Raw genomic sequence first — 23,823 nt, forward strand, 5'->3', positions numbered from 1 at the left:
GGTTCCGGTCATCCTTTTCTGCCTGCATCGCTCTCACGACCGGCGCTGCCAGTCAAGCCCCGAGGTGCAAAGATGTGAGTTTGAAGGGGCGGGGGCTTTGCACAGAAATGGCATTTTTACTCGCTGTGGGTAAAGCGTAGTGGAGCGGCCAGAAAGACTGAGGTGTCGCCCCGGACGCAGCGAAGCGGAGATCCGGGGACCACTCGTTTCCAGAGCGGAGCTGATTGGGCTCCTGCTCGAATGGATGGTGCAAGTACCTGCCGGACCTTTGGAGACAACGGCCTCTTTCTGCAAGCGAGTAGTCCCCGGCTCGCGCTTCGCTTGGCCGGGGCGACCCGGAGCCCCCAAGCTTGGCCCTCCTCGCCACTTCTGCAGACGCAAGAATTCACCCTCCCGCCACAAGCCCCGCGCTTTCCAGTGCCGCAGATTGACGGGCAGCGACCGTCTCCACCTTGAAACCATCGATCTGTTCGTTGAACAGGCGGAAGAAGTTCAGCTCGGCACGCAGATGCAGGAACACCCCGCCGAGGCCGATGGCGGCGCGGTCCATGAAGACGAACTCGCGCGGCACGGTGACTGGCCCAAGCTTCTTCAGGGATTGCTGCACGCGGAAGGCTTCCTTGCGGCCATATTCGGCCGGGCTCACCCCGTCAGCGATGGAGCGCACCCGGTCGGTCAGGAGCGGGCCATAAATGAAACGGGCCCAGATGTTCAGCACATCGATCAGCTCCCGCGTCAGCCCCTTGAAGCCCCAGCGTTCATAGGCAGAGACGACCCGCGCCTCATCCTCATGCAGGAGCCCCAGATAGAGATCCACCACCCCTTCGACAAAACCGGGCGGGAAGATACGGATACAGCCGTAATCAAGCAGGTTGATGCCCGCCGCCTCGCCGTTCTCCTGAAACACGGTGTAGTTGCCAAGATGCGGATCGCCATGGATGACGCCGAAATGGCTGAAAGGATGCCACCAGGCATGGAACATGGTGGAGGCCAGCCGGTTGCGCGTTTCCAGATCCGCGTCCTTCCAGGACAGCAGCGGCCCGCCCTCCAGCCAGCCCATGGTCAGCAGGCGATTGGTCGAGAGTTCCGGCACCACTTCGGGCACGCGGATGCGCGGCTCATCCCTGAAGATGGCGCGGTAGACGGCCATCTGCTGCGCCTCGCGCTGGTAATCCAGCTCCTCGCGCAGCCGCTCGCCGATTTCCTTGGCGATCTCACGGGTGTCGATGGCCGACTGCATGCGCCGGTGCAGGGAGAAGAGCACGGAAAGCTGGCTCAGATCCGCCTCTACGGCAGAAGCCATGTCCGGATATTGCAGCTTGCAGGCCAGAGCGCGGCCGTCCTGCGCCTCGGCCCGGTGCACCTGCCCCAGCGACGCGGCCGCCGCAGGCTCCTTCTCGAAAATGGCAAAGCGCTGCTCCCAATCCGCACCCAGTTCGGCGCGCATACGGCGCTTGACGAAGGCCCAGCCCATCGGCGGAGCATTGGCCTGAAGTTTCGCCAGTTCGGCAGCATATTCGGGCGGCAGCAGATCGGGGATGGTGGAGAGAAGCTGCGCCACCTTCATCAGCGGCCCCTTCAGACCGCCCAGCGCGGCGGCAAGGCTTTCGGCATCCTTCCTGTTGTCCGCCGCAAGACCGAAGAGCTTGGCTCCAGCCAACTTGGCGGCAACGCCGCCCACATTGGTGCCCACGCGGGCATAGCGGCCAACGCGGGCCGAAAACCGGTTGGCTTCCCTGTCATTACCTGCGGACATCAAGGCTTCCTGCCATACTGAACTCTTGTCCTGCTCCCATATGGGACGCTGGCTCCGTTCAGCAAGTCACATTGCCGGCAGTCATCAGACAAGGCTGGCGAGATCTGCGGCAAGCTGGTCGCGGTGCAGCGTCAGGCCCTTGTAGCGCAATTGCGCCTCATCAAGGCTGCCAAGCTGCTCCGCCAGCCCTGCGGCCAATTCCCGCGCCCGGGGCTGCGCGGCCAGCAGGCGCAAGGGATCGTGATGGATCTTGATGGTAAACAGCAGATCGCCGCTATCCGGCAGCCGTGAGAGCGTCTGCCGCTCCACCCGGATGAAGGCCCCCGCCAGCATCGCCCCCTCACCTTCCGCCATTTGCGGCGACATCTGCTTGGGACGGGAATGATGCAGCTCCGGACTATCATAGACCGACCAGTTGAGCCGCGCCACCAGCTGGCCGGGCTTCAGATTGTCAAAGATGCGGTCCACCGTCTGGCCCATGCGCCCGGCATAGCCCGGCACATGTTCATGGATCTGCGCCATCGGCTGCGACGCCTTGGCGGCCAGCGACCAGGAGGACGGAAAACAGAGCGAGGCCGCAGCCAGGCGCCAGCCGCCCTCCCCCTTGCGCATGAGGACGAGATCTTCCTGCACGGCACGGCTGATGGTCAGAAGCGGCGGCTCATTGTCCTGCAGATGAAAGGCCGTGCCATCCGCGGCCAAGGCAATGCCGCCGACCTCAGCCCGGTAGAGATCCGGATGCGCCACCGGCAGATGCGCGGCCATGAGTGCGAAGGCTTCCGCTTGCGCAGCCAGCGTCTCCGGCTCGCCGTGGAACACCACATCCGGCACGGTTGCCATCAGCTCGCGCTTGCGCGCCAGCTGCTCGGCAAAGCGCTCGTCCGGATCGAACCAGCGCTCCTGTGGCACCGGTTCCAGACCGATGGAGAAGGGACGCTTCGACCCGTCATAAGGCGTGTAACGGAACATCCCCTCTCCTCATTTTATCAATGGAAAACCGGACCTCAGTCTTCCATTGCCTCCAGCTCGTCGATGATGCGCTCGATCACCGACAGGCCCTTCTTCCAGAAGCCCGGATCGCCGGCATCGAGCCCGAAGGGCGCCAGCAGCTCCGAATGGTGCTTGGTGCCGCCGGCCTTCAGCAGATCAAAATACTTCTGCTGGAACCCGGCTTCGGCCTCTTCGTAAACAGCATAGAGCGAATTCACGAGGCAGTCGCCGAAGGCATAGGCATAGACATAGAAGGGCGAATGGATGAAGTGCGGGATATAGGTCCAGAAGGTCTCATAGCCCTCACCCAGATGGATGGCGGGTCCAAGGCTTTCGCGCTGAACATCCATCCAGATCTCGCCGATGCGCTCCGCCGTCAGCTCGCCGTTGCGCCGCTCGGAATGGATGCGGCGCTCGAAGCTGTAGAAGGCGATCTGCCGGACCACCGTGTTGATCATGTCCTCCGCCTTGGAGGCCAGCATGATCTTGCGGGTGCGCTTGTCCCCGGCCTTGTCCAGCAGCGAGCGGAAGGTCAGCATCTCGCCGAAGACGCTCGCCGTCTCGGCCAGCGTCAGCGGCGTCGGCGCCATCAGCGGGCCGTTGGGCGCAGCGAGCACCTGATGCACGCCGTGCCCCAGCTCATGAGCCAGCGTCATCACGTCCCGCGTCTTGCCAAGATAATTGACCAGCACATAGGGATGCGCGCTCGGCACGGTGGGATGGGCAAAGGCACCCGGCGCCTTGCCGTCGCGTGCAGGCGCATCAATCCAGCCCTTGTCGAAGAAGCGTTGCGCGATTTCCGCCATCTCCGGCGAGAAACCGGCGTAAGCGGCCAGCACCGTATCGCGGGCCTCGCTCCAGGGGATGACCCGGTTGTCCGCCTTCGGCAGCGGTGCATTCCGGTCCCAGTGGTTCAGCTTGTCCATGCCGAGCCAGCGGGCTTTCAGCGCATAATAGCGGTGCGACAGGCGCGGATAGGCATCGCGCACGGCGGCAACCATGGCATCCACCACCTCGCGTTCCACCCGGTTGGCCAGGTGCCGGCTGTCGGCAATGTCCTCGAACTTGCGCCAGCGGTCGGAGATTTCCTTGTCCTTGGCCAGCGTGTTGGTAATCAGCGTGAAGACCCGCAGGTTCGCCTTGAAGGTCTCGGCCAGCGCATCGGAAGCGGCCTTGCGCCGTGCCGGATCGGCATCCTGCAACAGGTTCAGCACCTGCTCGATGGCAAGGCTTTCCCCGCCAACGGTGAAGCGAAGCGAGGCGATCGTTTCGTCAAACAGCCGGTTCCAGGCACCGCGCCCGGTGACGGACTTTTCGTGGAACAGCTGCTCCACCCGGTCTTCCAGCTGGAACGGCTTTTCCTTGCGCAGATCCTCGAACCAGGGACGGTAGTGTTTCAGGCCGGAATCCTCCAGCGCCGCTTCGATCACCGCATCCTCGATGGAGTTGATCTCCAGCGTGAAGAACAGAAGGTGCGAGCTGGCCGAGGTGATCTTTTCCTGCACGTCGCCATAAAACTTCTGACGGGCCGGATCGGTGGTGTTGCCGGCATAAACGAGGCCCGCGAAGGAAATCAGCTTGCCGAGCAGGTCTTCCAGATCCTCAAAGGACTGGATCGCAGCAAGGAGCCCGTCCCTGTCTTCGGCGGCAAGCCTTGCCAGATGCCCCTTGTAAGCGCCTTCGAACTGGCGGGAGCGCTCGAGAGCTGCGGCCAGATCGGCCTGAACCTGCGGCGCGTCCGGTGCCGGATAGAGGTCTGTGAGATCCCATTCCGGCAAGTCGCCCAGCCCTGTTGCGGTTGCGTGGGAGCTGGCGGCTTCAATACCCTTCATAAATCCTCCGGTTGCATCCGTGCGATGCGTCAAAGACATGTCTGCAAGTCTGTGCTTGTTGAAATTAGGGCGCAAACCCCGTCACAAGCAATCATCATTCTATCGAATGGCGCCATGATTATGGACGATTTGTTTACTTGCGGCTGCGAATGATGGCCCGAATTGAGACAGGTAAGGCCGGGACGTAAAATGGTAGCAGCCAGCGGACGCATCCTCGTTGTTGATGACGACCCGATCCAGCGCCGCCTGTTGCAGGAGGCCATCACCCGCTTTGGTTACAGGGTGAAGCTTGCCGAGAACGGCGCTGAAGCGCTGAAGATCATGACCGGCGTGGAAGGCGCGGATATCGACCTAGTCGTCATGGACATGGTGATGCCGGAGCTGGACGGCCTTGGCGCCCTGCGCCAGATGCGGGCCCAGAAGATTGCCGTGCCGGTGATCATGCAGACCGCCCACGGCGGCATCGACACGGTCGTCAATGCCATGAATGCGGGCGCGCAGGATTTCGTCGTCAAGCCGGTGTCGGCCGAGCGGCTGGAGGTCTCCATCCGCAACCTGATGAAGGTCTCGGCACTCGAAAGCGAAATCACCCGCCTGCACAAGCGCGCGTCCGGCACGCTGACCTTCAACGAGATCATCACCCGCTCGGCCGCCATGGAGCGCGTGCTGCGCCTTGGCCAGCGGGCCGCCTCGTCCAACATCCCGATCCTGATCGAAGGAGAGAGCGGCGTCGGCAAGGAACTGATCGCCCGCGCCATCCAGGGCACCAGCGACCGCAAGTCCCGCCCTTTCATCACCGTGAACTGCGGCGCCATTCCGGACAATCTGGTGGAATCGATCCTTTTCGGCCACGAGAAAGGCGCCTTCACCGGCGCGGTCGACAAGCATGTCGGCAAGTTTCAGGAAGCCCATGGCGGCACCCTTTTCCTGGATGAAGTGGGCGAGTTGCCCATGGAGGTGCAGGTCAAGCTCCTGCGCGCGCTGCAGGAAGGGGAGATCGACCCCATCGGCGCCCGCCGCCCGGTGAAGGTGGACTTCCGCCTCATCTCCGCCACCAACCGGCGCCTGCTGGATCTGGTGAAGGAAGGCGGCTTCCGCGAGGACCTTTATTACCGGCTCAACGTCTTTCCGATCTGGATCCCGCCGCTGCGCGACCGCATCGAGGACATTCCGGCGCTCGCCCGCCATTTCCTCGCGCGCTTTGCAGCCGAGGAAGGCAAGCCGCAAGTGCGCGGCATCTCGGCCGAAGCGCTTGCCCTGCTGCAGGCCTATACCTGGCCCGGCAACATCCGCCAGCTGGAAAACACCATCTTCCGCGCCGTGGTGCTGTGCGACGGCGACCAGCTCGTGCCTGAGGATTTCCCGCAGGTGGCAGCAGCGCTCGATCATCCCCTGCCCGTGCCGGAGCTGAAGGCAGCGCCTGTCAGCGTGAGCGCGAGCTCTTCGCCGGCCACAAGCGCGGCGGCGGCGTTTTCCACAAGTTCCCCACAGGGCGGCCAGGCTGTGCCGCCTCATCATCAAGCTGCCACAAGCGCCCCCTATGGGTTCCTCCGCAGTCTTGACGATGGCGGTCATCTGCGCAGCCTGACGGCTGTGGAGGAGGAAATGATCCGCACGGCCATCAGCCACTATGGCGGGCGGATGACAGAAGTCGCGAAACGGCTAGGAATTGGACGCTCGACGCTGTACAGAAAGCTGAAGGATTACGGTCTGGAGGACAGCACCGATCAGCAGACTGGAGAAACGTGACAGCGCAGCTGCGGCATACCGGCATCTGTCAATGGATGTTTGAGTGAGCCGTTCCGGACTGCTGACGCAGAAACCTTCTCCTGGATCTGCCTCGACTGGAGGACAAGACAATGGGAATCAGCCGGTTACCAAATGCGGCATACGCAAAATCAAGGGCTGGATTCCTCGTTGTAAATTCGCCACTATGGGCCGTGAAATGAAATCACGGTAAAAACTTCTTAACCTCGCGCCGGTAACGTCCTCTTCATCATCGGGGGGAAGTTCCGGCCGCCAGGCCGATAGAATGCGAGAAGTGATTTGCGTACACGGTTTGCCCGAGACAACGCCCTGACCCGACTGAAGCGCCTTGTGGCGCTCGTCTGTGTTTTCGGCGCCATGCTCCTTGCGCCTGCACTGGTTGCACCCGGCCTGTCATCCGCACATGCCGAAACCCGCACCCTCAAGCTCTATAACGTGCATACCAAGGAAAGAGTTCAGATCACGTTCAAGAAGGACGGCCGGTATATCCCGGGCGGCCTGCGTGACGCGAACCGTTTCCTGAGGGACTGGCGGCGCAACGAGATCACCAACATCGATCCGAATTTGCTCGACCTGGTCTGGGAAGTGTACCAGCAGGTTGGCGGCCGCGATTACATCCACGTGGTGTCGAGCTACCGTTCGCCGGCAACCAACAACATGCTGCGTGGCCGCTCGCGCGGTGTGGCGCAGAAGAGCCAGCACATGCTTGGCAAGGCGATGGATTTCTTCATCCCCGGCGTTGATCTTGCAAAGCTCCGTGCCACCGGCCTGCGCAGGCAGGTGGGCGGCGTCGGCTTCTATCCCACCTCGGGCTCGCCCTTCGTCCATATGGACACCGGCAGCGTCCGCCACTGGCCGAAGATGACGCGCCAGCAGCTGGCAAGCGTCTTCCCGGACGGCAAGACCATTCACATTCCCGCCGATGGCAAGCCGATGCCGGGTTATCAGCAGGCTCTGGCCGAGCTGAAGAGCGGCCGCCGCTCTGCCCCCGTCGTTGTCGCCAGCAACAGCGGCAGTGAGGAAGGTGAAAGCACCAGCCGTATGAACACACGTGGCCAGACCCTCACCTCAGGTGACGACGGCCGGATCGTGCGCCCGGCCTCGACCGGTGGCCGCAACTTCCTGGCCGCCCTCTTCTCTGGCGAGGATGACGATGTAGAAGAGGCTGCTGCCCAGCCTGACCGTGCCCCTGCGCAGGTGCGCCCGGGCGCAGTCGCTGCACGCGGCACTGTGGCTGCAACTCCGCCTGCCGCAGCACCCGCACAGGCCCCAGCTGCAGCACCGGCACGTGCGCCTGAACCCGAAGCTCCTGTTGTCACCGCAACCGCCCTGCCGCAGGGCAAGCCCGCCGGGGCGCGCGAGCCGGCCAACATCCCCTTCCAGATTGCATCGGCTGATGCAGGCGGCGTCAGCGCCGACGAGGCTCTGAAGCAGGCTGCCGCAGCCGCAGCGCCGGTCCCGCCCGCAGCACCGTCCCAGCCAGCCGCCGCGCAGCAACTGGCCGCAGTCGCGGTTCCGCACGCCAAGCCGCAGTCGGCAACCGCCCGCGCCGTGGCTCAGGCCACCGACCCTGTCTCTGCAATCATGGCTGCCACGGGCACCCAGCCGGCTCCGAAGCCGCAACTGACGGCAGCGGCCATGGCCTATGCCTCGCAGGCCGCCACCCAGCCGCAGCCGACCACGCAGGATGTGCTGCGCGCCAAGGCCGCGGAAGCTGCGGCCCGGATGGCCCGCGACAAGAAGAAGCCGGCCACGCCTGCTCCGACCCTTGCCGGCCTGGTCCCCGCGCAGATCAAGGATCCGCTGGCTGGTTTTGCCCGCGCACCGGACAAGAACTCGCCGGATATCATCTCGGCCGCATCGACGCTGCGCACCGGATCCTTCGCGAAGATGAGCCATCCGAACCAGCGCAAGCTCACCGAGCTGCTGGAGCCGGGCAACCGCTTCCTGAAGAACAGCTTCACCACGGCAGCTCCGCAGGACATCCGTGCTGACAGCTTCACCGGCACGGCCGTGGCAATTCTTCCGGTGGTCTACACTCGCTGAACCGGGTGGAAGCATAAGCTTGAAACAAAAAGAGCGGCCCCTTGAGGCCGCTCTTTTCATGTCCGGTGCCCCCGAAAAGAAACGGGCGGCCGCGCCGCCCGTTTGCAAACCGGTGGTCTGCGTTCAGCCGTTGCCGGAGTAGGCCGACATGCCGAGGGCCTGGAGGTACAGGTCGAGAACCGCTTCCTCTTCCTCACGCTCATGCGGCTGCTTCTTGCGCAGGGAAATCACCTTGCGCAGGATCTTGACGTCAAAGCCGTTGCCCTTGGCCTCCGCATAGACATCCTTGATGTCGTCGGAGATCACCTTCTTTTCTTCCTCAAGACGCTCGATACGCTCGATAAACGCCCTGAGCTGGTCTGCGGCAACGCCACCCGGATCTGACATGCTAGCACTCCTTCAGTTGTGAATTGCGCCTGCCCTGCCACGGTCCGAAGGCCGGGTCAAGCGGCGGCTTGATGGGAAGTCCCAAAGTTTGAAGACGGATCAGTGCTCCGGACGGCTGGCGTCGAAGGCAGCCTTCTGTTCCGCCGTCGCCTCGCGCTGGTGGAGCCGCTTCCAGTCTTCATAAGGCATGCCGTAGACAAGTTCCCTTGCCTCGTCCTTGCCAAGGGCGGCACCCGCCTTGCCTGCTTCCTCCGCCATCCAGTTGGACAGGCAGTTGCGGCAGAAGCCGGCGAGATTCATCATGTCGATGTTCTGCACATCGGTGCGCTTGCGCAGATGCTCCACCAGCCGGCGGAACGCCGCCGCTTCCAGCTTTTCCTGCGTTGCTGCATCAAGATCCATCGCTGTCTCTCCGCTTGTTTCAGTCCGCCCGCGACCCATGATGCCGGATCTGGCGCAGGTCCGGCATGCCGGTCATGCGGCGCAGGATGGGCTCCAGCCGGCCGGCCCATTCCAGCACACCCGCCTCATCGCCGATCAGATCCTGCCGGACTTCGATCAGCACATGGGCAAGGCCGCGCCGGGTGCAGTGGCGGTACATTGTGTCGTTTTTCAGGGCTCCGTCGTAAGGCTCATTGTCGCCGACGACAAGCGTTCCATCCGCAGACAAGGCTTCAAGAACGGGCATGACCGCACGCGGATCCTTGTCCCACAGCAGCCCCGCATGCCAGGGCCGCGGGGTGCCGCGCCAGACCGGCGTATAGCTGTGGATCGACACGACGACCGGAGGCGCCGCCTCTTCCAGCATGGCATCCAGCGTCGCGGCGATGCGGTCATGATAGGGCCGGTGATAGAGCGCAATGCGCCGCTCCCGCTCTGCCGCATCATGACGGGCATTGCCGGGCACAACGGCACCATCGGACAGGCGCATCACCAGCGTCGGATCATCCTCCCCCCGGTTGGGATCGATCAGCAGGCGCGAGAAGGTCGTCATCAGCGCGGGCGCGGCAAGCCGCCGTGCCAGTTCCAGCGTCAGCGGCCGCACGCCGATGTCATAGGCGATATGCCGTTCAAACTGTGCCGGAGGCAGCCCCAGATCGCCATATTCGGGCGGCAGGGCGTTGCGGGCATGATCGCACAGCAGCAGCAGGCCACAGGCAAGATTCCCGTCAATGGCTTCGACAGGCTCAAATGCGGAAGGGTTCAAGTGCATTGCTCGGGGATGACGGTTCAGAGGATGCGCAATTCGGATGACGCAAGCGCTTTGCTTGCGTAAGAAATAGAACATAGAGGCGCCTCTACCAACAGGTTTTCGATGCCCGTCGCCACACATACCGCTTCCTTTCTCGAAACCTTGTTTCAGGCTGCGGTTGATGCTGCTCTTCCGGGACAGTGCCTTCCCCCGCATTTGCCTGAACCTGCGGAAAGCGGGCGGATCATTCTGCTGGCGGCAGGCAAGGCGGCAGGCTCCATGCTGGAGACGGCCGAGCGCCATTACCGGGAAGATCGCGGCCTCGGGCCGGACCGGCTTCTGGGCCTTGGCGTCACCCGCCATGGCTACGCCCGCCCGACGGGCACCATCGAACTGGTAGAGGCCGGACACCCCGTGCCGGATGAGGCGGGCGTTGCGGCAACGCTGCGCTGTCTCGACATCGCCCGCAGCGCGCGAGCCGGCGATCATGTGGTGGTGCTGCTCTCCGGCGGCGGCTCTGCAAACTGGATTGCCCCGGCTGAAGGCGTGTCTCTTGCCGACAAGCAGGCGCTGACCAAGGCGCTGCTGCGCTCCGGGGCAACGATCGACGAGATCAACACCATCCGCAAGCATCTCTCGCGCATCAAGGGCGGCCGCCTTGCCAAGGCGATCCGTCCGGATGTGGCACTGACGACGCTGGCCGTGTCGGATGTGCCCCATGACGATCCTGCGGTGATTGCCTCCGGCCCCACCGTGCCGGACCCGACCACGCTGCAGCATGCGCGCGGCCTGTGCCTGGCACGCGGCATCAGCCTGCCGCCCTCCATTCAGGCTGCACTGAACGACCCGGCCAACGAAAGCATCAAGCCGGGCGATGCCGCTTTCGAGGGGCGCAGCTACACGCTGGTGGCAACGCCGATGCAGTCCATCGAGGCCGCAAGGCGCGTGGCAGAGGCCGCCGGTTACGAGACGATCATCCTGGGCGACAACCTTGAAGGTGAGGCGCGCGACGTCGCCGCCTCGCATGCAACACTGGCCCTTGACCTGCAGCGGAGCGGCCGGCGCTGCGTGCTTCTGTCCGGCGGAGAATTGACGGTTACCATCCGCGGCGACGGATGCGGCGGGCCGAACCAGGAATATGCGCTGGCGCTGGCGCTCGCCCTCAACGGCACCGAAGGCATTTCGGCAGTCGCGGGGGATACGGACGGCACGGACGGCGGACGCGGACGCGCCGATGACGCGGCTGGTGCCATGCTCGATTCGTTCACCCTCGCCCGCGCATCGGCCACGGGTCTTGATGCTGCCGCATTTCTGGCGAGAAACGACAGCACCGGCTTCTTCGAGAAGCTTGGGGATCTGCTGACGCCCGGACCAACTTTCACCAATGTCAACGACTTCCGTGCCGTTGTCATTGACAGGACATGACCCGGACCGCAAAAGTCCTCACAAATTATCGGATTAAATCGGTTTAATGATCACGGACAAGGAACGCAGGGCATGAGAGATCCGGCATGGACCGGCACAGGCTTTGCGCGTGCAGCTCTTGCATTTGCAGCTTTTGTTGCTGTTGCTCTCCTCAGTGATACGGCAAAAGCGGACTTGCGTCTGTGTAACAAGACCGAAAGCAACGTTGGCGTTGCTATTGGATACAAGGACAAGACTGACTGGGTCACCGAAGGCTGGTGGAACCTGGCAGCCAACAGCTGTGAAACGCTTGTGCCGGGGGCACTTGTGTCACGCTACTATTACATTTATGCCGTCGATTACGATCAGTTTGGCGAATGGGGCGGCCGGGCGTACATGTGTACGCGCGAAAAAGAGTTCACGATTCGCGGAATTGAAGACTGTGTGGCGCGCGGTTACGAGCGCACCGGATTTTTCGAAATCGACACAGGCGAGCAGAGCAACTGGACGGTTCAGCTGACTGAGCCGGTACAACAGGGAACGGGTGCACAATGAGGCGAAATCGGCGCGTTAAAATTCTTGCAACTCTGGGACCGGCCTCTTCCACCCAGGAGATGATCGAGAAGCTGCATACGGCCGGTGCGGATGTGTTCCGCATCAACATGAGCCATGCTGACCACGATCTGATGCGCGAACTGGTGCGCCGCATCCGCGCTGTCGAGGAGAAGGTCGGCCGCCCGATCGGTATTCTCGCCGACCTCCAGGGCCCGAAGCTGCGCGTCGGCAAGTTCGCCGAAGGCCCGGTGATGCTGGAAGACGGCGCCACCTTCGTGCTGGACTCCGACCCCACCCCGGGCGACGTCTCCCGCGTCTTCCTGCCCCATCCGGAAATCCTCAAGGCACTTCAGCCGGGCCACCGCCTGCTGCTCGACGACGGCAAGATCCGCCTCGTTGTCACCGAATGCACTCCCTCGCGCGCCATGACCCGCGTGGAAGTCGGCGGCAAGCTGTCCGACAAGAAGGGCGTCAGCGTTCCGGATTCGGAAATCGGCATGAGCGCCCTCACCGACAAGGACCGCGCCGACCTGACCGCCGTGCTGGAAACCAGCGTGGACTGGATCGCCCTCTCCTTCATCCAGCGCCCGGACGACATTGCCGAAGTGCGCAAGATCGTGCGCGGCCGCGCCGGCATCCTCGCCAAGATCGAGAAGCCCCAGGCGATCGACCGTCTGGCCGAGATCATCGAGCTGTCCGACGCCCTGATGGTTGCCCGTGGTGACCTTGGCGTGGAAATGCCGCTGGAGCAGGTTCCCGGCCTCCAGAAGCGCATCGTCCGCGCTGCCCGCCGCGCCGGCAAGCCGGTGGTTGTCGCCACCCAGATGCTGGAATCCATGATCACCGCTCCGGTGCCGACCCGCGCCGAAGTGTCGGACGTCGCCACGGCCGTGTTCGAAGGCGCCGATGCCATCATGCTGTCGGCCGAATCCGCTGCAGGCCAGTTCCCGATCGAAGCGGTCAGCACCATGGACCGGATCGCCCAGCAGGTGGAAACGGACCAGAACTTCCGCACCATCATCCACGCGCAGCGGACCGAGCCCGAGGCCACCGGCGCCGATGCCATCTCGGCAGCGGCACGGCAGATCGCCGAAACGCTGAACCTTGCGGCTGTCGTCTGCTACACCTCGTCGGGCGCCACGGGCCTGCGCGCCGCGCGTGAACGCTGCTCCGCCCCGGTCATCGCCCTGTCGCCGGTCGCTTCCACGGCCCGCCGTCTTGCCCTCGCCTGGGGCCTGCACTGCGTCGTCAGCGAGGATGCGAACGACGAGAACGACATGGTGAACCGCGCCTGCAAGATCGCCAGCCAGGAAGGCTTCGCCAAGCCCGGCCAGCGCGTGATCGTGACGGCCGGCGTGCCCTTTGGCACCCCCGGCTCCACCAACATGCTGCGCATCGCCTTCGTCGGCAGCGACGGCCAGAGCGGCCTCTGAGAGCCCTCAAACACCTGACATCTGATGGCCCGCCCCTGGCGGGCCATTTTGTTTGAAGGAGCACAACCCAAAGGAGCAAAGAATAGATTATACTTGATATATGGCGAAGTTTGCGAAAATCTCTTCTGACAATTTTCCTGGACTGCACTCGAATGAAACAGAGCGGCCATCATCAAACTGACCCGGAGTTCTGGATCCAGGAATGGCTTACTCAGATCAAACGAGTTTCTGAATCACGCTGGCCCAAGAAATTCAGGCCAGTCATCAAGGGCACACCGCGCGTCGGCGACCTTTACTGGTGCAACTTCCATCGGGAAACCGAAGTTGAGCTCCATGAAATGTGGAAGACCCGGCCCTGCGTCATCGTAAGCCGCAAGAACGTGCTTCACGGCAAGGTTACAGTTCTGCCTTTTTCAACATCACTTAGGAATGCAGATGACGGGATGGCCCATGAGGTCAGCAAGGCGACTCGCGACAAGCTGGATGGCAGAGTAAGCTGGATTCTATGCGATCACCCCTGCACCGTTGCCACCAGCCGCTTGCGGCAAGTGAAGGGCGGTGTCCCGAAACTGCCTTCTGCGGAACTGAGGGACGTCCTGCTTCTGATGACAAGGGCTCTTGCGGAACCTCTTCCTTAAGCACTTACCTTGACTTTTGAGCAGTAAGACGCATATTTGAAGACATATGCGGGAATGGAAACATTCTTCCGCCGCCCGGAGACGGGAGTTAAATGCCAAGCCACCCCTCGGGGTGGCTTTGGTTTTTCAAGCGCCCGCACGCTCCTCACCCACGCCTCAAAGCCCCCGGATCAGCGCCACGATCTCCTCCGTGTGGCTGTGCTGCGGCATGTGGCCGGCGCCGGGCAGTTCGATCAGGCGGCAATTGGGCAGATCGCGCGCAAGGCCCTTCGAGTGAATGCTGGGCCAGACAACCGTGTCCTGATCGCCTGTGATGGCAAGGGCCGGCTGGGTGATGGCGCCGTAGTCACGGCACTGCTGCGCCAGATGGCGGTTGAAGGCGGCAAGGTCCATGGCATTGGCGCGGAAGCTCTCCGGCCGGAACAACAGATCCACGCCGATGGCCGTGTCATATCCCTCCGGCACGCTTGCCGGCGCAAAGACGTTGCGCATGGAGGCAGGCGCCAGACGCTCGGCAGCGGGCAAGGCCAGCGTGCGGCAGAACAGTTCCCCGATCACAGGCAGCGCAGCGAGCTTGTAGTACCATGCGACGCCGCCATTCCAGGGATGGGTGGCGGGCGCCAGAAAGACGAGCCCCCTGACCCGCTCCGGCGCCTCCAGCGCCAGCGCGGCGGCGACAGAGGCGCCGAAGGAATGGCCGATGACAACAGCCGGCCCGAAGTCCAGCATTTTCAGGAGCGCGGCGATGCGCCGGGCCTGATCCCGCGGCGAGGCATCCGGCGGCAGGTTCCGTTCGGAGAAGCCGAGGCCGGGCCGGTCCACGAACAGCATCTCGTGCGTGTCCGTGAAATGCGGCGCAAAGGCCAAATGCAGATCCTGCAGGTTTCCGCTCGCCCCATGAATGAAAAGCAGGCGGGGCACATCGCCAGAGACAGCAGGCGGCCGCGAACGAACATAGTGCACGTATGCACAGTCAACAAAACCAAGGGTTCCTGCCGGTTTGTGACGGGCATAGATGCGCCTTCGGCGCAGTTCTGTATAGAGAGCGAGGAGCAGGAAAACGGCGACAACAATCAGCAACAGCAACACTCCGGCAGCCGGTTGAGCCTGAGTGCGGCAGCAAGGGAACGGTGCCCGGCCTCAGATCGGCTCGCCGGCCAGTTCCTTCTCAAGCTCTTCGATTGCTTTACGTGCGCTTTCCAGTCCCGGATGTATTTGCGAGACACTCCGGAAGGTGGCCAAGGCCTTTTCCTTCTGGTCCAGATGGCGCTGGATGATCGCCAGACCGGACAGCGCGCCCCAATGTCGGGGCTCCAGCGCCAGAACATGCTCGATGTCGGCCAGCGAACGGCCATACTCGCGCTGCACATAGTAGATAGTCGCCCGGCGGTTCCAGCCCTCGGCATAATCGGGCTTCAAGCGCAGCACAACATCCATGAGATCGAGGGCAAGGCCATAGTCCTCGGCCCTGAGAGCAACGGCCGCGCGCTGCATCAGCAGGTTCACCGTGTCGCTGCCGGATTCAAGATGCGCCCGCTGGATCTTGCGCGCGATCGGAGCCGCATCGCGGTCCGATTTTGCAGCAGCAAGGTCCCGGTAGAGGCTGTCCAGCGGCTTCTCGTCAGCCTGGACCTCGGGCGCCCTTGCAGCACCGGACGCCTCCTCCTCGCCCTCCGGCGGCAGAGTGTTGAGATCCTCTGCGGAAGGCGGTGGCGTGCCGGGCGTCACTTCCTGCGCCAGCGATGGCTGGAGCGGAAGGGCAAGAAGGGAAGCTACAAACAGGAAAAGCCGCATGCTGGCAAGGATACCTTGCTGCACGCGGCCGTCAATCCTGCAAAGCAAGAAGGGGCTCACGATCCCGCGAGCACCAGCAACTCAGCCCTGACGAGCCTTGAAGCGCGGGTTCTTCTTGTTGATGATGTAGACGCGGCCCTTACGGCGAACCATGCGGTTTTCCCGGTGACGGGCCATCAGCGCCTTGAGAGAGTTCTTGATCTTCATCGTTGTGTCCCCGGAAGGGCCCTGCTGTTCTACTCAAAAGAAACGGGCGCCTGGGCGCCCGCATGGACTTGGCTTCTGGTCCAAAGCCCCGGCGCGGATATCGCGCCTGAGGCTTCTTTCCTCACCTGCAGCTGACCGGGCCCTCGCCTTGCCTGCTGCAATAATGGTGGGCGTGACAGGGATTGAACCTGTGACCCCTACGATGTCAACGTAGTGCTCTCCCGCTGAGCTACACGCCCGAAATCTTCGGAACCAAGCGCCGGAGCGCTGCGGTGGTCAGCGATATAACGGGGATCGCCGGACTGTGCAAGACCCCAATCTCAGAACCGTCAAACAATTTTTCTGACGGCCCTGACCTGTGGAAAGACACCTTCCCACATCACTGACCGGCAGCCCTCAGGCTGCCAGCATGCGTTCGACTTCCTGCACAAGGTCCTTCAGGTGGAAGGGCTTGGACAGAACCTTGGCATCTTTCGGCGCATTGGAATCCGGGTTCAGCGCCACGGCAGCAAAGCCGGTGATGAACATGACCTTGAGGTCCGGATCCAGCTGCGTGGCGCGGCGGGCGAGCTCGATGCCGTCCATCTCCGGCATGACGATATCCGTCAGCAGCAGGGCGAAAGGCTCTTCCCGCAGGCGTTCATAGGCGCTCTTGCCGTTATCAAAGGACACGACATCATGGCCGGCGTTCTCAAGCGCCTTGGCCAGAAAGCGCCGCATATCATTGTCGTCTTCCGCCAGAAGGATTCGCGACATGGTGGACAACCGTCAAACTCCGAAACTCAGGGAAACCACCGCCGGGGGTGGGTGCTCGATGCCAGTTATAATTCCAATCCGCCGTAAAGATAGAGTGAAGCGGGCTTGAACACCGCGCTTTCGCTCATTTGTGGACAGGACTGTTGATTCCTTGGCAAGATAAGGAAACAGCAAGCTTGCGACCGGGCAGGTTTGCCGGCAGAGCGGAAAGCGGTCAGCCCCATGCGCATCATCACCGGCTTCGGAGCGGAGCCCGTCTTTGAACCAGCCTTCGAGATTCTCGCGCCCGCCGACCAGCGCCTGCCTTTCGTGTTCAACTCACCCCATTCCGGTGTCTGCTACCCGCAGAGCTTTCTCGACGCCTCCCGGCTGGACCGGCTGACGATCCGCAAGTCGGAAGATGCCTTCGTGGACGAGCTGTTCGCCGGCGTTGTGCCGATTGGTGCGCCGCTGCTGCGGGCACGCTTCCCCCGCGCCTATCTGGATGTAAACCGGGAGCCCTATGAACTCGATCCGAAGATGTTCGAGGGGCGCCTGCCTGCCTATGCCAATGTGCGCTCGCTGCGGGTGGCTGGCGGTCTTGGCACCATTGCCCGCGTCGTCAGCGAGACCCAGGAAATCTACGCCCGCCGCCTGACCGTGGAAGAGGGCATGGCGCGGATCGAGGCCATCTACAAACCCTATCACTCCACCTTGCGCCGCCTTCTGGCACAGACCCATGTGGCTTTCGGCTACGCGGTGCTGATCGACTGCCACTCGATGCCCTCCACCGTGAGGTGCCAGACCTCCGGCATCCGCCCGGATTTCATCCTGGGCGACCGCTATGGCACCTCCTGCCCCATCGAGCTGACGGACATGGCGGCGGATCTGCTCCGCTCGAAGGGCTACACGGTCAGCCGCAACAAGCCCTATGCGGGTGGCTTCATCACCGAGCATTACGGGCGTCCGGCCAAGGGGCTGCATGCCCTGCAGGTGGAAATCAACCGGGGCCTCTACATGGATGAGGAAACCCATGAGCGGGGCGCGGATTTCGTCCGTGTCGCGGCCGATCTCATGGACTTTGTCCGGGAGCTGACCGCCATGCCCGACAGCGCCTTTTCGGCCTGGTCCATCGCCGCCGAGTAACGCACCTCAAGACAGCGCAGGCTGGAGCGCCCCAGAAAAAAGGGCCGCACTCAAAAGAGGCGGCCCGAGTCTAGGGAGGAAACGCCCAAGGAGGGCGGCGCTACAACGCAACGCGTCGTATCGCGCTGCAATAAGGTCGCATTGCAGCGCACAAACGTCAAGAGGTTCCGCACCTTTCCAAGCGGTTCCCTTTGACGGCATGGCGTGGCGGAGGCTAAAACTGCGGGCACTGCAGCATTTATTAAGTGGCTGAAATAAATGGAAGTCTCCGCGAAAATCCGTATGTTGCGCGGCAGAATGAGCCTCAAACGGCAAGACATGCAAGGAAGGCATATCAGACATGCAGTTATCACATGACTTCTATCCCTTCCTCGAAGATCTGGCCAAAGCCTCCAGCGCCGCCATCCTCCCGCATTTCCGCACCAGCCACGGGGTGGAAAACAAGCTCAGCGGCGGCTTCGATCCGGTGACGGTCGCCGACCGCGGCGGCGAAGAGGCGATGCGCGCCCTGATCAACGCCCGGCACCCGGAGCACGGCATTCTGGGCGAGGAATTCGGCAGCGAGCGCACGGATGCGGAGCATGTCTGGGTGCTGGACCCGATCGACGGCACACGCTCCTTCATCACCGGCCTGCCCACCTGGGGCACACTGATCGGCCTGACGACCAACGGCAAGCCCAGCCTTGGCATGATGGTGCAGCCCTATGTGAACGAGGCCTATGCCGGCGACACCAAGTCCGCCTGGTACCGCGGCCCGCTGGGCACACGGCAGCTGAAGTCCCGCGCCTGCGACAGCCTTGCCGACGCCGTGCTCTTCACCACCAGCCCGCGCATCTTCAAGCCGGTGGAGAAGGAGGCCTATGACCGCATCGAGAAACAGGTCCGCCTCGCCCGCTATGGCACCGATTGCTACGCCTATTGCATGGTGGCGGCCGGGATGGCCGATGTTGTGATCGAGGCCGGTCTGCAGGCCTATGACATCGTCGCCCTTGCCCCCATCATCGAAGGGGCAGGCGGCGTTGTCACCACCTGGACCGGCGGCTCACCCGCCAATGGCGGGCGGATTGTTGCCAGCGGCGATCCGCGCCTGCACGAAATCGTGCTGAAGCAGCTTATGGATGTGCCGCAGACCTGAGCCGTCTCTCCTGAGCAGTCTCTCAGGCGCCTTCATTCCTCGCCGGGGATGAAGGCGTCGAAGGCAGCCCAGAACTGGTCGCGGTAGACGTCCTCTTCCATCAGCAGCTCGTGCTCTGCGCCGGGAATCTCGATGAAGCCGGCGGCCCGGATGCGGGTCGACAGCTCTTCCGTTGCCCGGCTCGAGACGATCCGGTCCCGTCCGGCAGTGATCATCAGCACCGGCACGGCCACGGACGGGCCAAACCGCAATTCGCGGAACGACATCAGGCAGCGCACGGCGGCCGCCAGCCAGCCAATGGTGGGCGGCCCGATTTCGAGAGCGGGATTGGCCTTGCCGATTTCCACCATGCGCTCAAAACGCCGCCGGTCGCTCGTCTGACGGTTGGTCTCGAAGGTTTCGGCCTTGCCGTTTCCCCGCCCCGGCACAGGCGCGAGGGCAAGGCCCAGCATGGCCAGAAGCCGCGCCAGCCGGAAGATCATCCGCTCCTTGCGGCCAAAATCACTCAGTCCGGTGAAAGGCGCCGAAAGCACGGCCCGGGAAATCTGTGTGCGCAGGCGTTCCGTTGCCGAGAGGAACACCGCACCGCCCGTGGAATGGGCCAGCGCATAATGCGGGCCCGGACAGTCAGCGAGCGAAATCTGCCTCACCACAGTCTCAAGATCGATACGGTAACGGGAAAAGCTGCTGACATTGCCGCGCTTCAACGAGCCGGGATGGCTATCGGAACCGCCCTGCCCGCGCCAGTCGAAAGCCACCACATGGAAGCCGCGCTCCTGCAGCTCCGTGATGACCTCGAAATATTTTTCGATGAACTCCGCCCGCCCCTGCAGTAGTGTCACGGTGCCCTTGAGCTGGCCCGGCTTTGCGGGAAAGCGGGCATAGCGCAGCCTGACGCGATCCGGCGTTTCAATGAAGCCGGCCACCGCGCCATCAGGGATCGGGTTGCCGGGAATTTCGGTCAGCGTCATCTGGGAGGCCTCGGGCACAAGGGGCAGGCTTCCCAGAGTTACCTTGGCCAGCGCGGCAGCTCAACCGTCTTGGACAGGGAGCTGTACAAGTCAGGGCCCGGAGAGGGGAACTCTCCGGGCCCTGGGTTTCACCAGCGGGACTTACCAGCGGCGGCTTACCAGCGGCGGCCGAGGCGCTGCTGATCGATGACGCTGCCGTTGAAGGCGTTCACGGTCAGCTTGACCGGCATGCCCCGGCGGCCTGTGGCGAACACGACATAGACCGGACCGCGAGCGTCGCGCACATCGATGTTCTCATACCCCTGGCGGCGCAGGCCACGATGGATGTCGCGCGGGGACAGACGGGCATCGCGGCGGCCCCAGTCGCGGCCATGGTCCGGACCACGGCCCCAGTGGGGACCACGGCCATCGATCTGCACCACAGGTGCACCCTGACCAGCGCGAAGTTCGATGGACAGGCCGGAGGCGGCCTGAGCCGGAACGGTGGCGAGAGCTGCAGTGGCGGCAATCACGGTGGCGGAGATGAGGGTCTTCAGCATGGTATGCTCCTTTCTTCCTGTCTGCGGCTGGCGGTGTTTCTCTGCAGTGCCGGCCTGTTGTGAAGAAGATGCACCCTGGCGCTTGAACCAAAACGGAAGGCGTTGTTCATCCGGCGTTCATCTGCACCGGCAGGGCTCGCTAACGGGTCTTGAAACCGCCGGAGCCCCTCCCCACCTCATTGCTGCAGGCGCCAGACGGGCCTGCGGAACGGCCGGTTTCCCGCCTGAATTGGGGGAGCACCGGCACATGCATTCAGTTGCTCATGAAGAGGACAGAACCATGCGTCATTTTGATCTCAGCCCGCTTTACCGCTCCACCGTCGGCTTTGACCGGCTGCTTTCGATGCTCGACAGCGCCACCTCCGACACCCCGAGCTATCCGCCCTACAACATCGAGCGGACGGGCGAAAACACCTACCGCATCACCATGGCCGTTGCCGGTTTCGGCAATGACGATCTCTCGATCGAGGCCAAGGAACATGCGCTGACCGTAAAGGGCGAGAAGAAGTCCGAGGAAACCGCCGGTGAAGTGCTCTACCGCGGCATCGCCTCGCGCGCCTTCGAGCGCCGCTTCCAGCTCGCCGAATATGTGAAGGTGGAAGGTGCCCATCTGGAAAACGGTCTGTTGCACATCGATCTTCTGCGCGAAATCCCCGAAGCCATGAAGCCGCGCAAGATCGAGATCAACGCCGCCGGCACGCCGAAGCAGATTGAGGCGAAGGCCCACTGAGGCCAATGCTCGAGGAACTTGACTCATCGAGCATTGGTTAAGCCCGTGCGGCGCTTGAGCATCTTCAAGGCGTGATGCGTCAGCATCTCAGAGCCTTGGTATGAGGCCACCGTTCAAAACGCTCCGCAGTGCGCGGGGACAAGAGACAGGACAGAAGCGCCCGGCCCCGCCGGGCGCTTTTTCCGTTCAGCGTGCCAGTTCGAACTGGATCTCGATACGGCCGAAGCTGGCACCTGCCCCTTGCCAGTCATGGTAGATTTCCCGGCTCTGGCCTGAAAGGACATGGCGGGAAGCCTCGATATCCTGCAGCAGCGGACGGTATCCTTGCGTAAAGAGGCTGCGCAGCGGACCCATGTGCACCGTTGAAGCCACCATCACCGGCTCCAGATGCAGAAAATCCAGCTCCCCGTCATAGGTTTCTGCACCGGTGACAGGCAGGCAGATGCGCCAGTCGAACTGTGTTTTCCCATCGCGCGGCAAGCCCTGTGCAATGAAGATCCAGGGACCAGCGGCGACAAACCCGTGCCGGTGGCCGCCGGCTTCAATCACGGGGGCGAGCTCTGCAGCTGCGGCTCCCACATCGGGAATCCTCAGCCGCCGGGCAATCGACAAGACCCGCAAGTCCTCGGTTGGGTGAATCTTCATGACACGATCCTCACTGGCCGGGCGGACCGCCTGAAGGATCCGCACTGCAACGACTCAAGGCCTGCAAGGCTAGAACAAGACTGGAAAAGGCAAACCCGGATTGCAGAATGTCCTTCCAAAAGCACAGAGAAATCCGAAGCCTGAGGAAAAATTATCCTACACGAAGCGCAAAGTGCTCCGCTGGCTCCATCAGCCAGCGGCCAGTGCCAGAAAGCGTTCGACTTCCTCTTCCGTCGTGGCGAAGGAGCAGACGAGGCGCAGCAGCGCTTCATCGGCGCCCGGTGCAGCGTGGCCTTCAAGACCGGCGGGCGGCCATTCGCGGATGACGGCACCTTCGGCCCTCAGCCGGTTGATCACATGGGTGGGCAGCACGGGGAAGACCTCGTTCGCCTCAACCGGCCAGGCAAGCCGGGCAAAGCCGGAGCGCACAAGGCCATCGGCCAGACGGCGGGCCATGGCATTCGCATGGCGGGCATTGTCCAGCCAGTGGCCGTCTTCCAGATAACCCTCGAACTGGGCCGCCACAAAGCGGCTCTTCGACAGGATATGCCCGGCCCGCTTGCTGAGATAGCGGAACTGGCTGCCCTCGCCCGGATTGAAGAAGATCACCGCCTCGGCACACCAGCAGCCGTTCTTGGTGCCGCCGAAGGACAGAACATCCACGCCCGCGCGCCAGGTGATGTCCGCTGCCGAACCGCCACTGGTGATCAGCGCATTGGCAAAGCGGGCGCCGTCCATGTGCACAACGATGCCACGCGATTTGGCCACATCGGCCAGAGCACGGATTTCCTTCGCGGTATAGACGGTGCCGCATTCGGTTGCCTGGGTCAGGGAGAGACCGGCCACCTGCCCGCTGTTCAGCTCCCCATCCGGGTGCTCGGCCATGGCATTTGCGAGAACGGCCGGTGTCAGCTTGCCATTGGCGCCGGGAAGGCCGCGAATCTTCTGACCCATGGTCAGAAACTCGGGCGCATTGCATTCGTCATTAGCCACATGCGCCGTGGCATGGGCGAAGACCACGCCGCCGGGCTTTGCATAGGCCGAGAGCGCCAGCGCGTTGGCGGCCGTGCCGGTCGGCACAAAGAAGACCTCGACGTTGCATTCGAAAAGCTCGCTGAAGCGGGCCTTGACCGAAAGCGTGAGCGGATCGCCGCCATAGGCCGGAGCAAGCCCGGTGGAATGGCGGGAGAGGGCGGCGGCGACCGGTGCGCTGGCACCGGCCCAATTGTCACTGGCAAATATCATGCGGTCACACTATCCGCCGCAGCCCGTGCCTTGCAACAGCTCTCAATAATATCGCGCCCGCCGGGCCAGTGCACGGCGCAGGATCCAGTCAACGGAGAAGCGCCCCGGCCCGTAGATGGTCAGCACCAGCAGCAGGAAGCCCCAGAGCGGGCGCTGATCGGCAATCATCGACGAGGGATTGCCATCAAACATCGCACCGATGGCCGTTGCATCGGCCCCAAGCTGATAGACATCCACATAGGACATGACCGCAATGAAGCCGATCATGCCGAGGCTGGCCGCCCGTGTGAACAGGCCAATCGTGATCAGCGCCGGCAGGATGAATTCGGCCCAGGTCCCGGCAATCACGATCACATGATAGGGAAAGAAAGCGAGCTTGGTGGTGTCATAGCTCACCGCTTCCATCATCGACGGCAGGATCTGCGCAAAGGCGCCATCAGACGGATGAAGGAACCCCAGAACGCCCGGCCCGATCTTGGTGAGGGCGGAATTCCAGAAGTAAAACAGAAGCACGCTGGCAAAGACAAAGCGCCCGGCCAAGCCGATCAGCCAGCCATGGGTTGCCCGTTCCAGCCCGGCGAAAAAGCCATTGTACATACGGATGAAGAAATCAAACATTGTGTCCCTCCCGGACAGTTCCGGGTGTCATAGCAAGCCCGTGCTGCGTGTGAGCATT

At 63.0% G+C, this 23,823-nt stretch carries 24 protein-coding genes and 1 tRNA gene; 9 read left to right on the plus strand and 16 right to left on the minus strand.

Annotated features, from left to right (window positions below; genetic code table 11):
* Positions 1–385: 385 nt before the first annotated feature.
* The 3 genes from IF10I1_RS00775 to IF10I1_RS00785 all read right to left on the minus strand — a co-directional run bounded on the left by IF10I1_RS00775 (position 386) and on the right by IF10I1_RS00785 (position 4,578).
* Positions 386–1,756, minus strand: coding sequence for an AarF/ABC1/UbiB kinase family protein (locus IF10I1_RS00775; RefSeq protein ID WP_186415588.1), 1,371 nt, complete (start codon positions 1,754–1,756; stop codon positions 386–388).
* Between the two features lie 84 nt (positions 1,757–1,840).
* Entirely contained in the window at positions 1,841–2,725 is an 885-nt protein-coding gene (locus tag IF10I1_RS00780; RefSeq protein ID WP_186415587.1) for a DUF3445 domain-containing protein, read from the minus strand.
* Positions 2,726–2,760: 35 nt separating this feature from the next.
* Complete coding sequence (locus IF10I1_RS00785; protein ID WP_186415586.1) at positions 2,761–4,578, minus strand: M3 family oligoendopeptidase; 1,818 nt, start codon at positions 4,576–4,578, stop codon at positions 2,761–2,763.
* A 189-nt stretch (positions 4,579–4,767) separates the two neighbouring features.
* Here IF10I1_RS00785 and IF10I1_RS00790 point away from each other — a divergent pair, with 189 nt between their 5' ends.
* Entirely contained in the window at positions 4,768–6,327 is a 1,560-nt protein-coding gene (locus tag IF10I1_RS00790) for a sigma-54 dependent transcriptional regulator (RefSeq protein WP_186415585.1), read from the plus strand.
* A gap of 297 nt (positions 6,328–6,624) precedes the next feature.
* Positions 6,625–8,391 carry a DUF882 domain-containing protein gene (locus IF10I1_RS00795; protein ID WP_244293654.1) on the plus strand — a complete coding sequence of 589 codons (1,767 nt, stop codon included), beginning with the start codon at positions 6,625–6,627 and terminating at the stop codon, positions 8,389–8,391.
* A gap of 123 nt (positions 8,392–8,514) precedes the next feature.
* Here the strand turns inward: IF10I1_RS00795 and IF10I1_RS00800 are convergent, their stop codons facing one another.
* The 3 genes from IF10I1_RS00800 to IF10I1_RS00810 all read right to left on the minus strand — a co-directional run bounded on the left by IF10I1_RS00800 (position 8,515) and on the right by IF10I1_RS00810 (position 9,991).
* The gene (locus tag IF10I1_RS00800) at positions 8,515–8,778 is read right to left on the minus strand and encodes a DUF2312 domain-containing protein (protein WP_050472441.1); all 264 of its coding nucleotides are present in this window, start codon (positions 8,776–8,778) and stop codon (positions 8,515–8,517) included.
* A 99-nt stretch (positions 8,779–8,877) separates the two neighbouring features.
* A complete protein-coding gene (locus IF10I1_RS00805; protein ID WP_186415584.1) occupies positions 8,878–9,180 on the minus strand; it encodes a DUF1244 domain-containing protein in 303 nt (100 codons plus the stop codon).
* A gap of 19 nt (positions 9,181–9,199) precedes the next feature.
* On the minus strand, positions 9,200–9,991 hold the full coding sequence (locus IF10I1_RS00810; protein ID WP_094463541.1) for an N-formylglutamate amidohydrolase: 792 nt from the start codon (positions 9,989–9,991) through the stop codon (positions 9,200–9,202).
* A 102-nt stretch (positions 9,992–10,093) separates the two neighbouring features.
* On the opposite strand from IF10I1_RS00810, the gene IF10I1_RS00815 reads away from it, so the two are divergent.
* From IF10I1_RS00815 to IF10I1_RS00830, 4 genes are all read left to right on the plus strand, one after another.
* A complete protein-coding gene (locus tag IF10I1_RS00815; protein ID WP_186424303.1) occupies positions 10,094–11,395 on the plus strand; it encodes a glycerate kinase in 1,302 nt (433 codons plus the stop codon).
* Positions 11,396–11,467: 72 nt separating this feature from the next.
* On the plus strand, positions 11,468–11,929 hold the full coding sequence (locus tag IF10I1_RS00820) for a DUF1036 domain-containing protein (protein ID WP_050472437.1): 462 nt from the start codon (positions 11,468–11,470) through the stop codon (positions 11,927–11,929).
* The gene (gene pyk, locus IF10I1_RS00825; protein WP_050472436.1) at positions 11,926–13,362 is read left to right on the plus strand and encodes a pyruvate kinase; all 1,437 of its coding nucleotides are present in this window, start codon (positions 11,926–11,928) and stop codon (positions 13,360–13,362) included. The genes IF10I1_RS00820 and pyk overlap by 4 nt, the downstream gene beginning before the upstream one ends.
* 152 nt (positions 13,363–13,514) lie before the next feature.
* Positions 13,515–14,000 (plus strand): type II toxin-antitoxin system PemK/MazF family toxin, encoded by a 486-nt coding sequence (locus IF10I1_RS00830; RefSeq protein ID WP_186424304.1) that lies wholly within the window; start codon positions 13,515–13,517, stop codon positions 13,998–14,000.
* Positions 14,001–14,156: 156 nt separating this feature from the next.
* On the opposite strand, the gene IF10I1_RS00835 is transcribed toward IF10I1_RS00830, so the two are convergent.
* From IF10I1_RS00835 to cpdR, 5 genes are all read right to left on the minus strand, one after another.
* Positions 14,157–15,089 carry an alpha/beta fold hydrolase gene (locus IF10I1_RS00835; RefSeq protein ID WP_371341087.1) on the minus strand — a complete coding sequence of 311 codons (933 nt, stop codon included), beginning with the start codon at positions 15,087–15,089 and terminating at the stop codon, positions 14,157–14,159.
* 51 nt (positions 15,090–15,140) lie between these two features.
* Positions 15,141–15,818 (minus strand): hypothetical protein, encoded by a 678-nt coding sequence (locus tag IF10I1_RS00840; protein WP_208994247.1) that lies wholly within the window; start codon positions 15,816–15,818, stop codon positions 15,141–15,143.
* A 57-nt stretch (positions 15,819–15,875) separates the two neighbouring features.
* A complete protein-coding gene (ykgO, locus tag IF10I1_RS00845) occupies positions 15,876–16,001 on the minus strand; it encodes a type B 50S ribosomal protein L36 (protein WP_019964836.1) in 126 nt (41 codons plus the stop codon).
* A gap of 164 nt (positions 16,002–16,165) precedes the next feature.
* Positions 16,166–16,240, minus strand: a tRNA-Val gene (locus tag IF10I1_RS00850).
* A 157-nt stretch (positions 16,241–16,397) separates the two neighbouring features.
* Complete coding sequence (gene cpdR, locus IF10I1_RS00855; RefSeq protein WP_019964837.1) at positions 16,398–16,757, minus strand: cell cycle two-component system response regulator CpdR; 360 nt, start codon at positions 16,755–16,757, stop codon at positions 16,398–16,400.
* A gap of 222 nt (positions 16,758–16,979) precedes the next feature.
* On the opposite strand from cpdR, the gene IF10I1_RS00860 reads away from it, so the two are divergent.
* Positions 16,980–17,882, plus strand: coding sequence for an N-formylglutamate amidohydrolase (locus IF10I1_RS00860; protein ID WP_019964838.1), 903 nt, complete (start codon positions 16,980–16,982; stop codon positions 17,880–17,882).
* Positions 17,883–18,222: 340 nt separating this feature from the next.
* Positions 18,223–19,017: a histidinol-phosphatase gene (hisN, locus tag IF10I1_RS00865; protein ID WP_186424306.1), complete on the plus strand. Its 795-nt coding sequence runs from the start codon at positions 18,223–18,225 to the stop codon at positions 19,015–19,017.
* Positions 19,018–19,049: 32 nt separating this feature from the next.
* Here hisN and IF10I1_RS00870 read toward each other — a convergent pair whose 3' ends face one another.
* Both IF10I1_RS00870 and IF10I1_RS00875 read right to left on the minus strand, forming a co-directional pair.
* Complete coding sequence (locus IF10I1_RS00870; protein ID WP_186424307.1) at positions 19,050–19,988, minus strand: alpha/beta fold hydrolase; 939 nt, start codon at positions 19,986–19,988, stop codon at positions 19,050–19,052.
* Positions 19,989–20,143: 155 nt separating this feature from the next.
* Positions 20,144–20,527: a hypothetical protein gene (locus tag IF10I1_RS00875; protein ID WP_186424308.1), complete on the minus strand. Its 384-nt coding sequence runs from the start codon at positions 20,525–20,527 to the stop codon at positions 20,144–20,146.
* Between the two features lie 280 nt (positions 20,528–20,807).
* Between IF10I1_RS00875 and IF10I1_RS00880 the strand changes: the two genes are divergently transcribed.
* Positions 20,808–21,257 carry an Hsp20 family protein gene (locus tag IF10I1_RS00880; protein ID WP_026355768.1) on the plus strand — a complete coding sequence of 150 codons (450 nt, stop codon included), beginning with the start codon at positions 20,808–20,810 and terminating at the stop codon, positions 21,255–21,257.
* 186 nt (positions 21,258–21,443) lie between these two features.
* On the opposite strand, the gene IF10I1_RS00885 is transcribed toward IF10I1_RS00880, so the two are convergent.
* The 3 genes from IF10I1_RS00885 to IF10I1_RS00895 form a co-directional block, all read right to left on the minus strand.
* Positions 21,444–21,902 carry a hypothetical protein gene (locus IF10I1_RS00885; RefSeq protein ID WP_186424309.1) on the minus strand — a complete coding sequence of 153 codons (459 nt, stop codon included), beginning with the start codon at positions 21,900–21,902 and terminating at the stop codon, positions 21,444–21,446.
* A gap of 189 nt (positions 21,903–22,091) precedes the next feature.
* Entirely contained in the window at positions 22,092–23,147 is a 1,056-nt protein-coding gene (locus IF10I1_RS00890) for a low specificity L-threonine aldolase (RefSeq protein WP_186424310.1), read from the minus strand.
* Positions 23,148–23,189: 42 nt separating this feature from the next.
* Entirely contained in the window at positions 23,190–23,765 is a 576-nt protein-coding gene (locus tag IF10I1_RS00895; protein ID WP_186424311.1) for a DoxX family protein, read from the minus strand.
* Positions 23,766–23,823 lie beyond the last annotated feature (58 nt).

It is taken from the genome of Pannonibacter sp. I15F10I1 (assembly GCF_900185665.1).
In the GTDB taxonomy this organism is placed as follows: domain Bacteria; phylum Pseudomonadota; class Alphaproteobacteria; order Rhizobiales; family Stappiaceae; genus Pannonibacter; species Pannonibacter indicus.

Bases quoted from the DNA above. Each gene is read 5' to 3' on its own strand.
- hisN (WP_186424306.1), top strand. From the start codon at position 18,223: ATGCAGTTATCACATGACTTCTATCCCTTCCTCGAAGATCTGGCCAAA.
- IF10I1_RS00815 (WP_186424303.1), top strand. From the start codon at position 10,094: ATGCCCGTCGCCACACATACCGCTTCCTTTCTCGAAACCTTGTTTCAG.
- IF10I1_RS00805 (WP_186415584.1), bottom strand. From the start codon at position 9,180: ATGGATCTTGATGCAGCAACGCAGGAAAAGCTGGAAGCGGCGGCGTTC.
- IF10I1_RS00880 (WP_026355768.1), top strand. From the start codon at position 20,808: ATGCGTCATTTTGATCTCAGCCCGCTTTACCGCTCCACCGTCGGCTTT.
- IF10I1_RS00895 (WP_186424311.1), bottom strand. From the start codon at position 23,765: ATGTTTGATTTCTTCATCCGTATGTACAATGGCTTTTTCGCCGGGCTG.
- IF10I1_RS00885 (WP_186424309.1), bottom strand. From the start codon at position 21,902: ATGAAGATTCACCCAACCGAGGACTTGCGGGTCTTGTCGATTGCCCGG.
- cpdR (WP_019964837.1), bottom strand. From the start codon at position 16,757: ATGTCGCGAATCCTTCTGGCGGAAGACGACAATGATATGCGGCGCTTT.
- IF10I1_RS00830 (WP_186424304.1), top strand. From the start codon at position 13,515: ATGAAACAGAGCGGCCATCATCAAACTGACCCGGAGTTCTGGATCCAG.
- IF10I1_RS00775 (WP_186415588.1), bottom strand. From the start codon at position 1,756: ATGTCCGCAGGTAATGACAGGGAAGCCAACCGGTTTTCGGCCCGCGTT.
- IF10I1_RS00810 (WP_094463541.1), bottom strand. From the start codon at position 9,991: ATGCACTTGAACCCTTCCGCATTTGAGCCTGTCGAAGCCATTGACGGG.
- IF10I1_RS00800 (WP_050472441.1), bottom strand. From the start codon at position 8,778: ATGTCAGATCCGGGTGGCGTTGCCGCAGACCAGCTCAGGGCGTTTATC.
- IF10I1_RS00870 (WP_186424307.1), bottom strand. From the start codon at position 19,988: ATGACGCTGACCGAAATTCCCGGCAACCCGATCCCTGATGGCGCGGTG.
- ykgO (WP_019964836.1), bottom strand. From the start codon at position 16,001: ATGAAGATCAAGAACTCTCTCAAGGCGCTGATGGCCCGTCACCGGGAA.
- IF10I1_RS00780 (WP_186415587.1), bottom strand. From the start codon at position 2,725: ATGTTCCGTTACACGCCTTATGACGGGTCGAAGCGTCCCTTCTCCATC.
- IF10I1_RS00890 (WP_186424310.1), bottom strand. From the start codon at position 23,147: ATGATATTTGCCAGTGACAATTGGGCCGGTGCCAGCGCACCGGTCGCC.
- IF10I1_RS00785 (WP_186415586.1), bottom strand. From the start codon at position 4,578: ATGAAGGGTATTGAAGCCGCCAGCTCCCACGCAACCGCAACAGGGCTG.
- IF10I1_RS00790 (WP_186415585.1), top strand. From the start codon at position 4,768: ATGGTAGCAGCCAGCGGACGCATCCTCGTTGTTGATGACGACCCGATC.
- pyk (WP_050472436.1), top strand. From the start codon at position 11,926: ATGAGGCGAAATCGGCGCGTTAAAATTCTTGCAACTCTGGGACCGGCC.
- IF10I1_RS00860 (WP_019964838.1), top strand. From the start codon at position 16,980: ATGCGCATCATCACCGGCTTCGGAGCGGAGCCCGTCTTTGAACCAGCC.
- IF10I1_RS00820 (WP_050472437.1), top strand. From the start codon at position 11,468: ATGAGAGATCCGGCATGGACCGGCACAGGCTTTGCGCGTGCAGCTCTT.
- IF10I1_RS00875 (WP_186424308.1), bottom strand. From the start codon at position 20,527: ATGCTGAAGACCCTCATCTCCGCCACCGTGATTGCCGCCACTGCAGCT.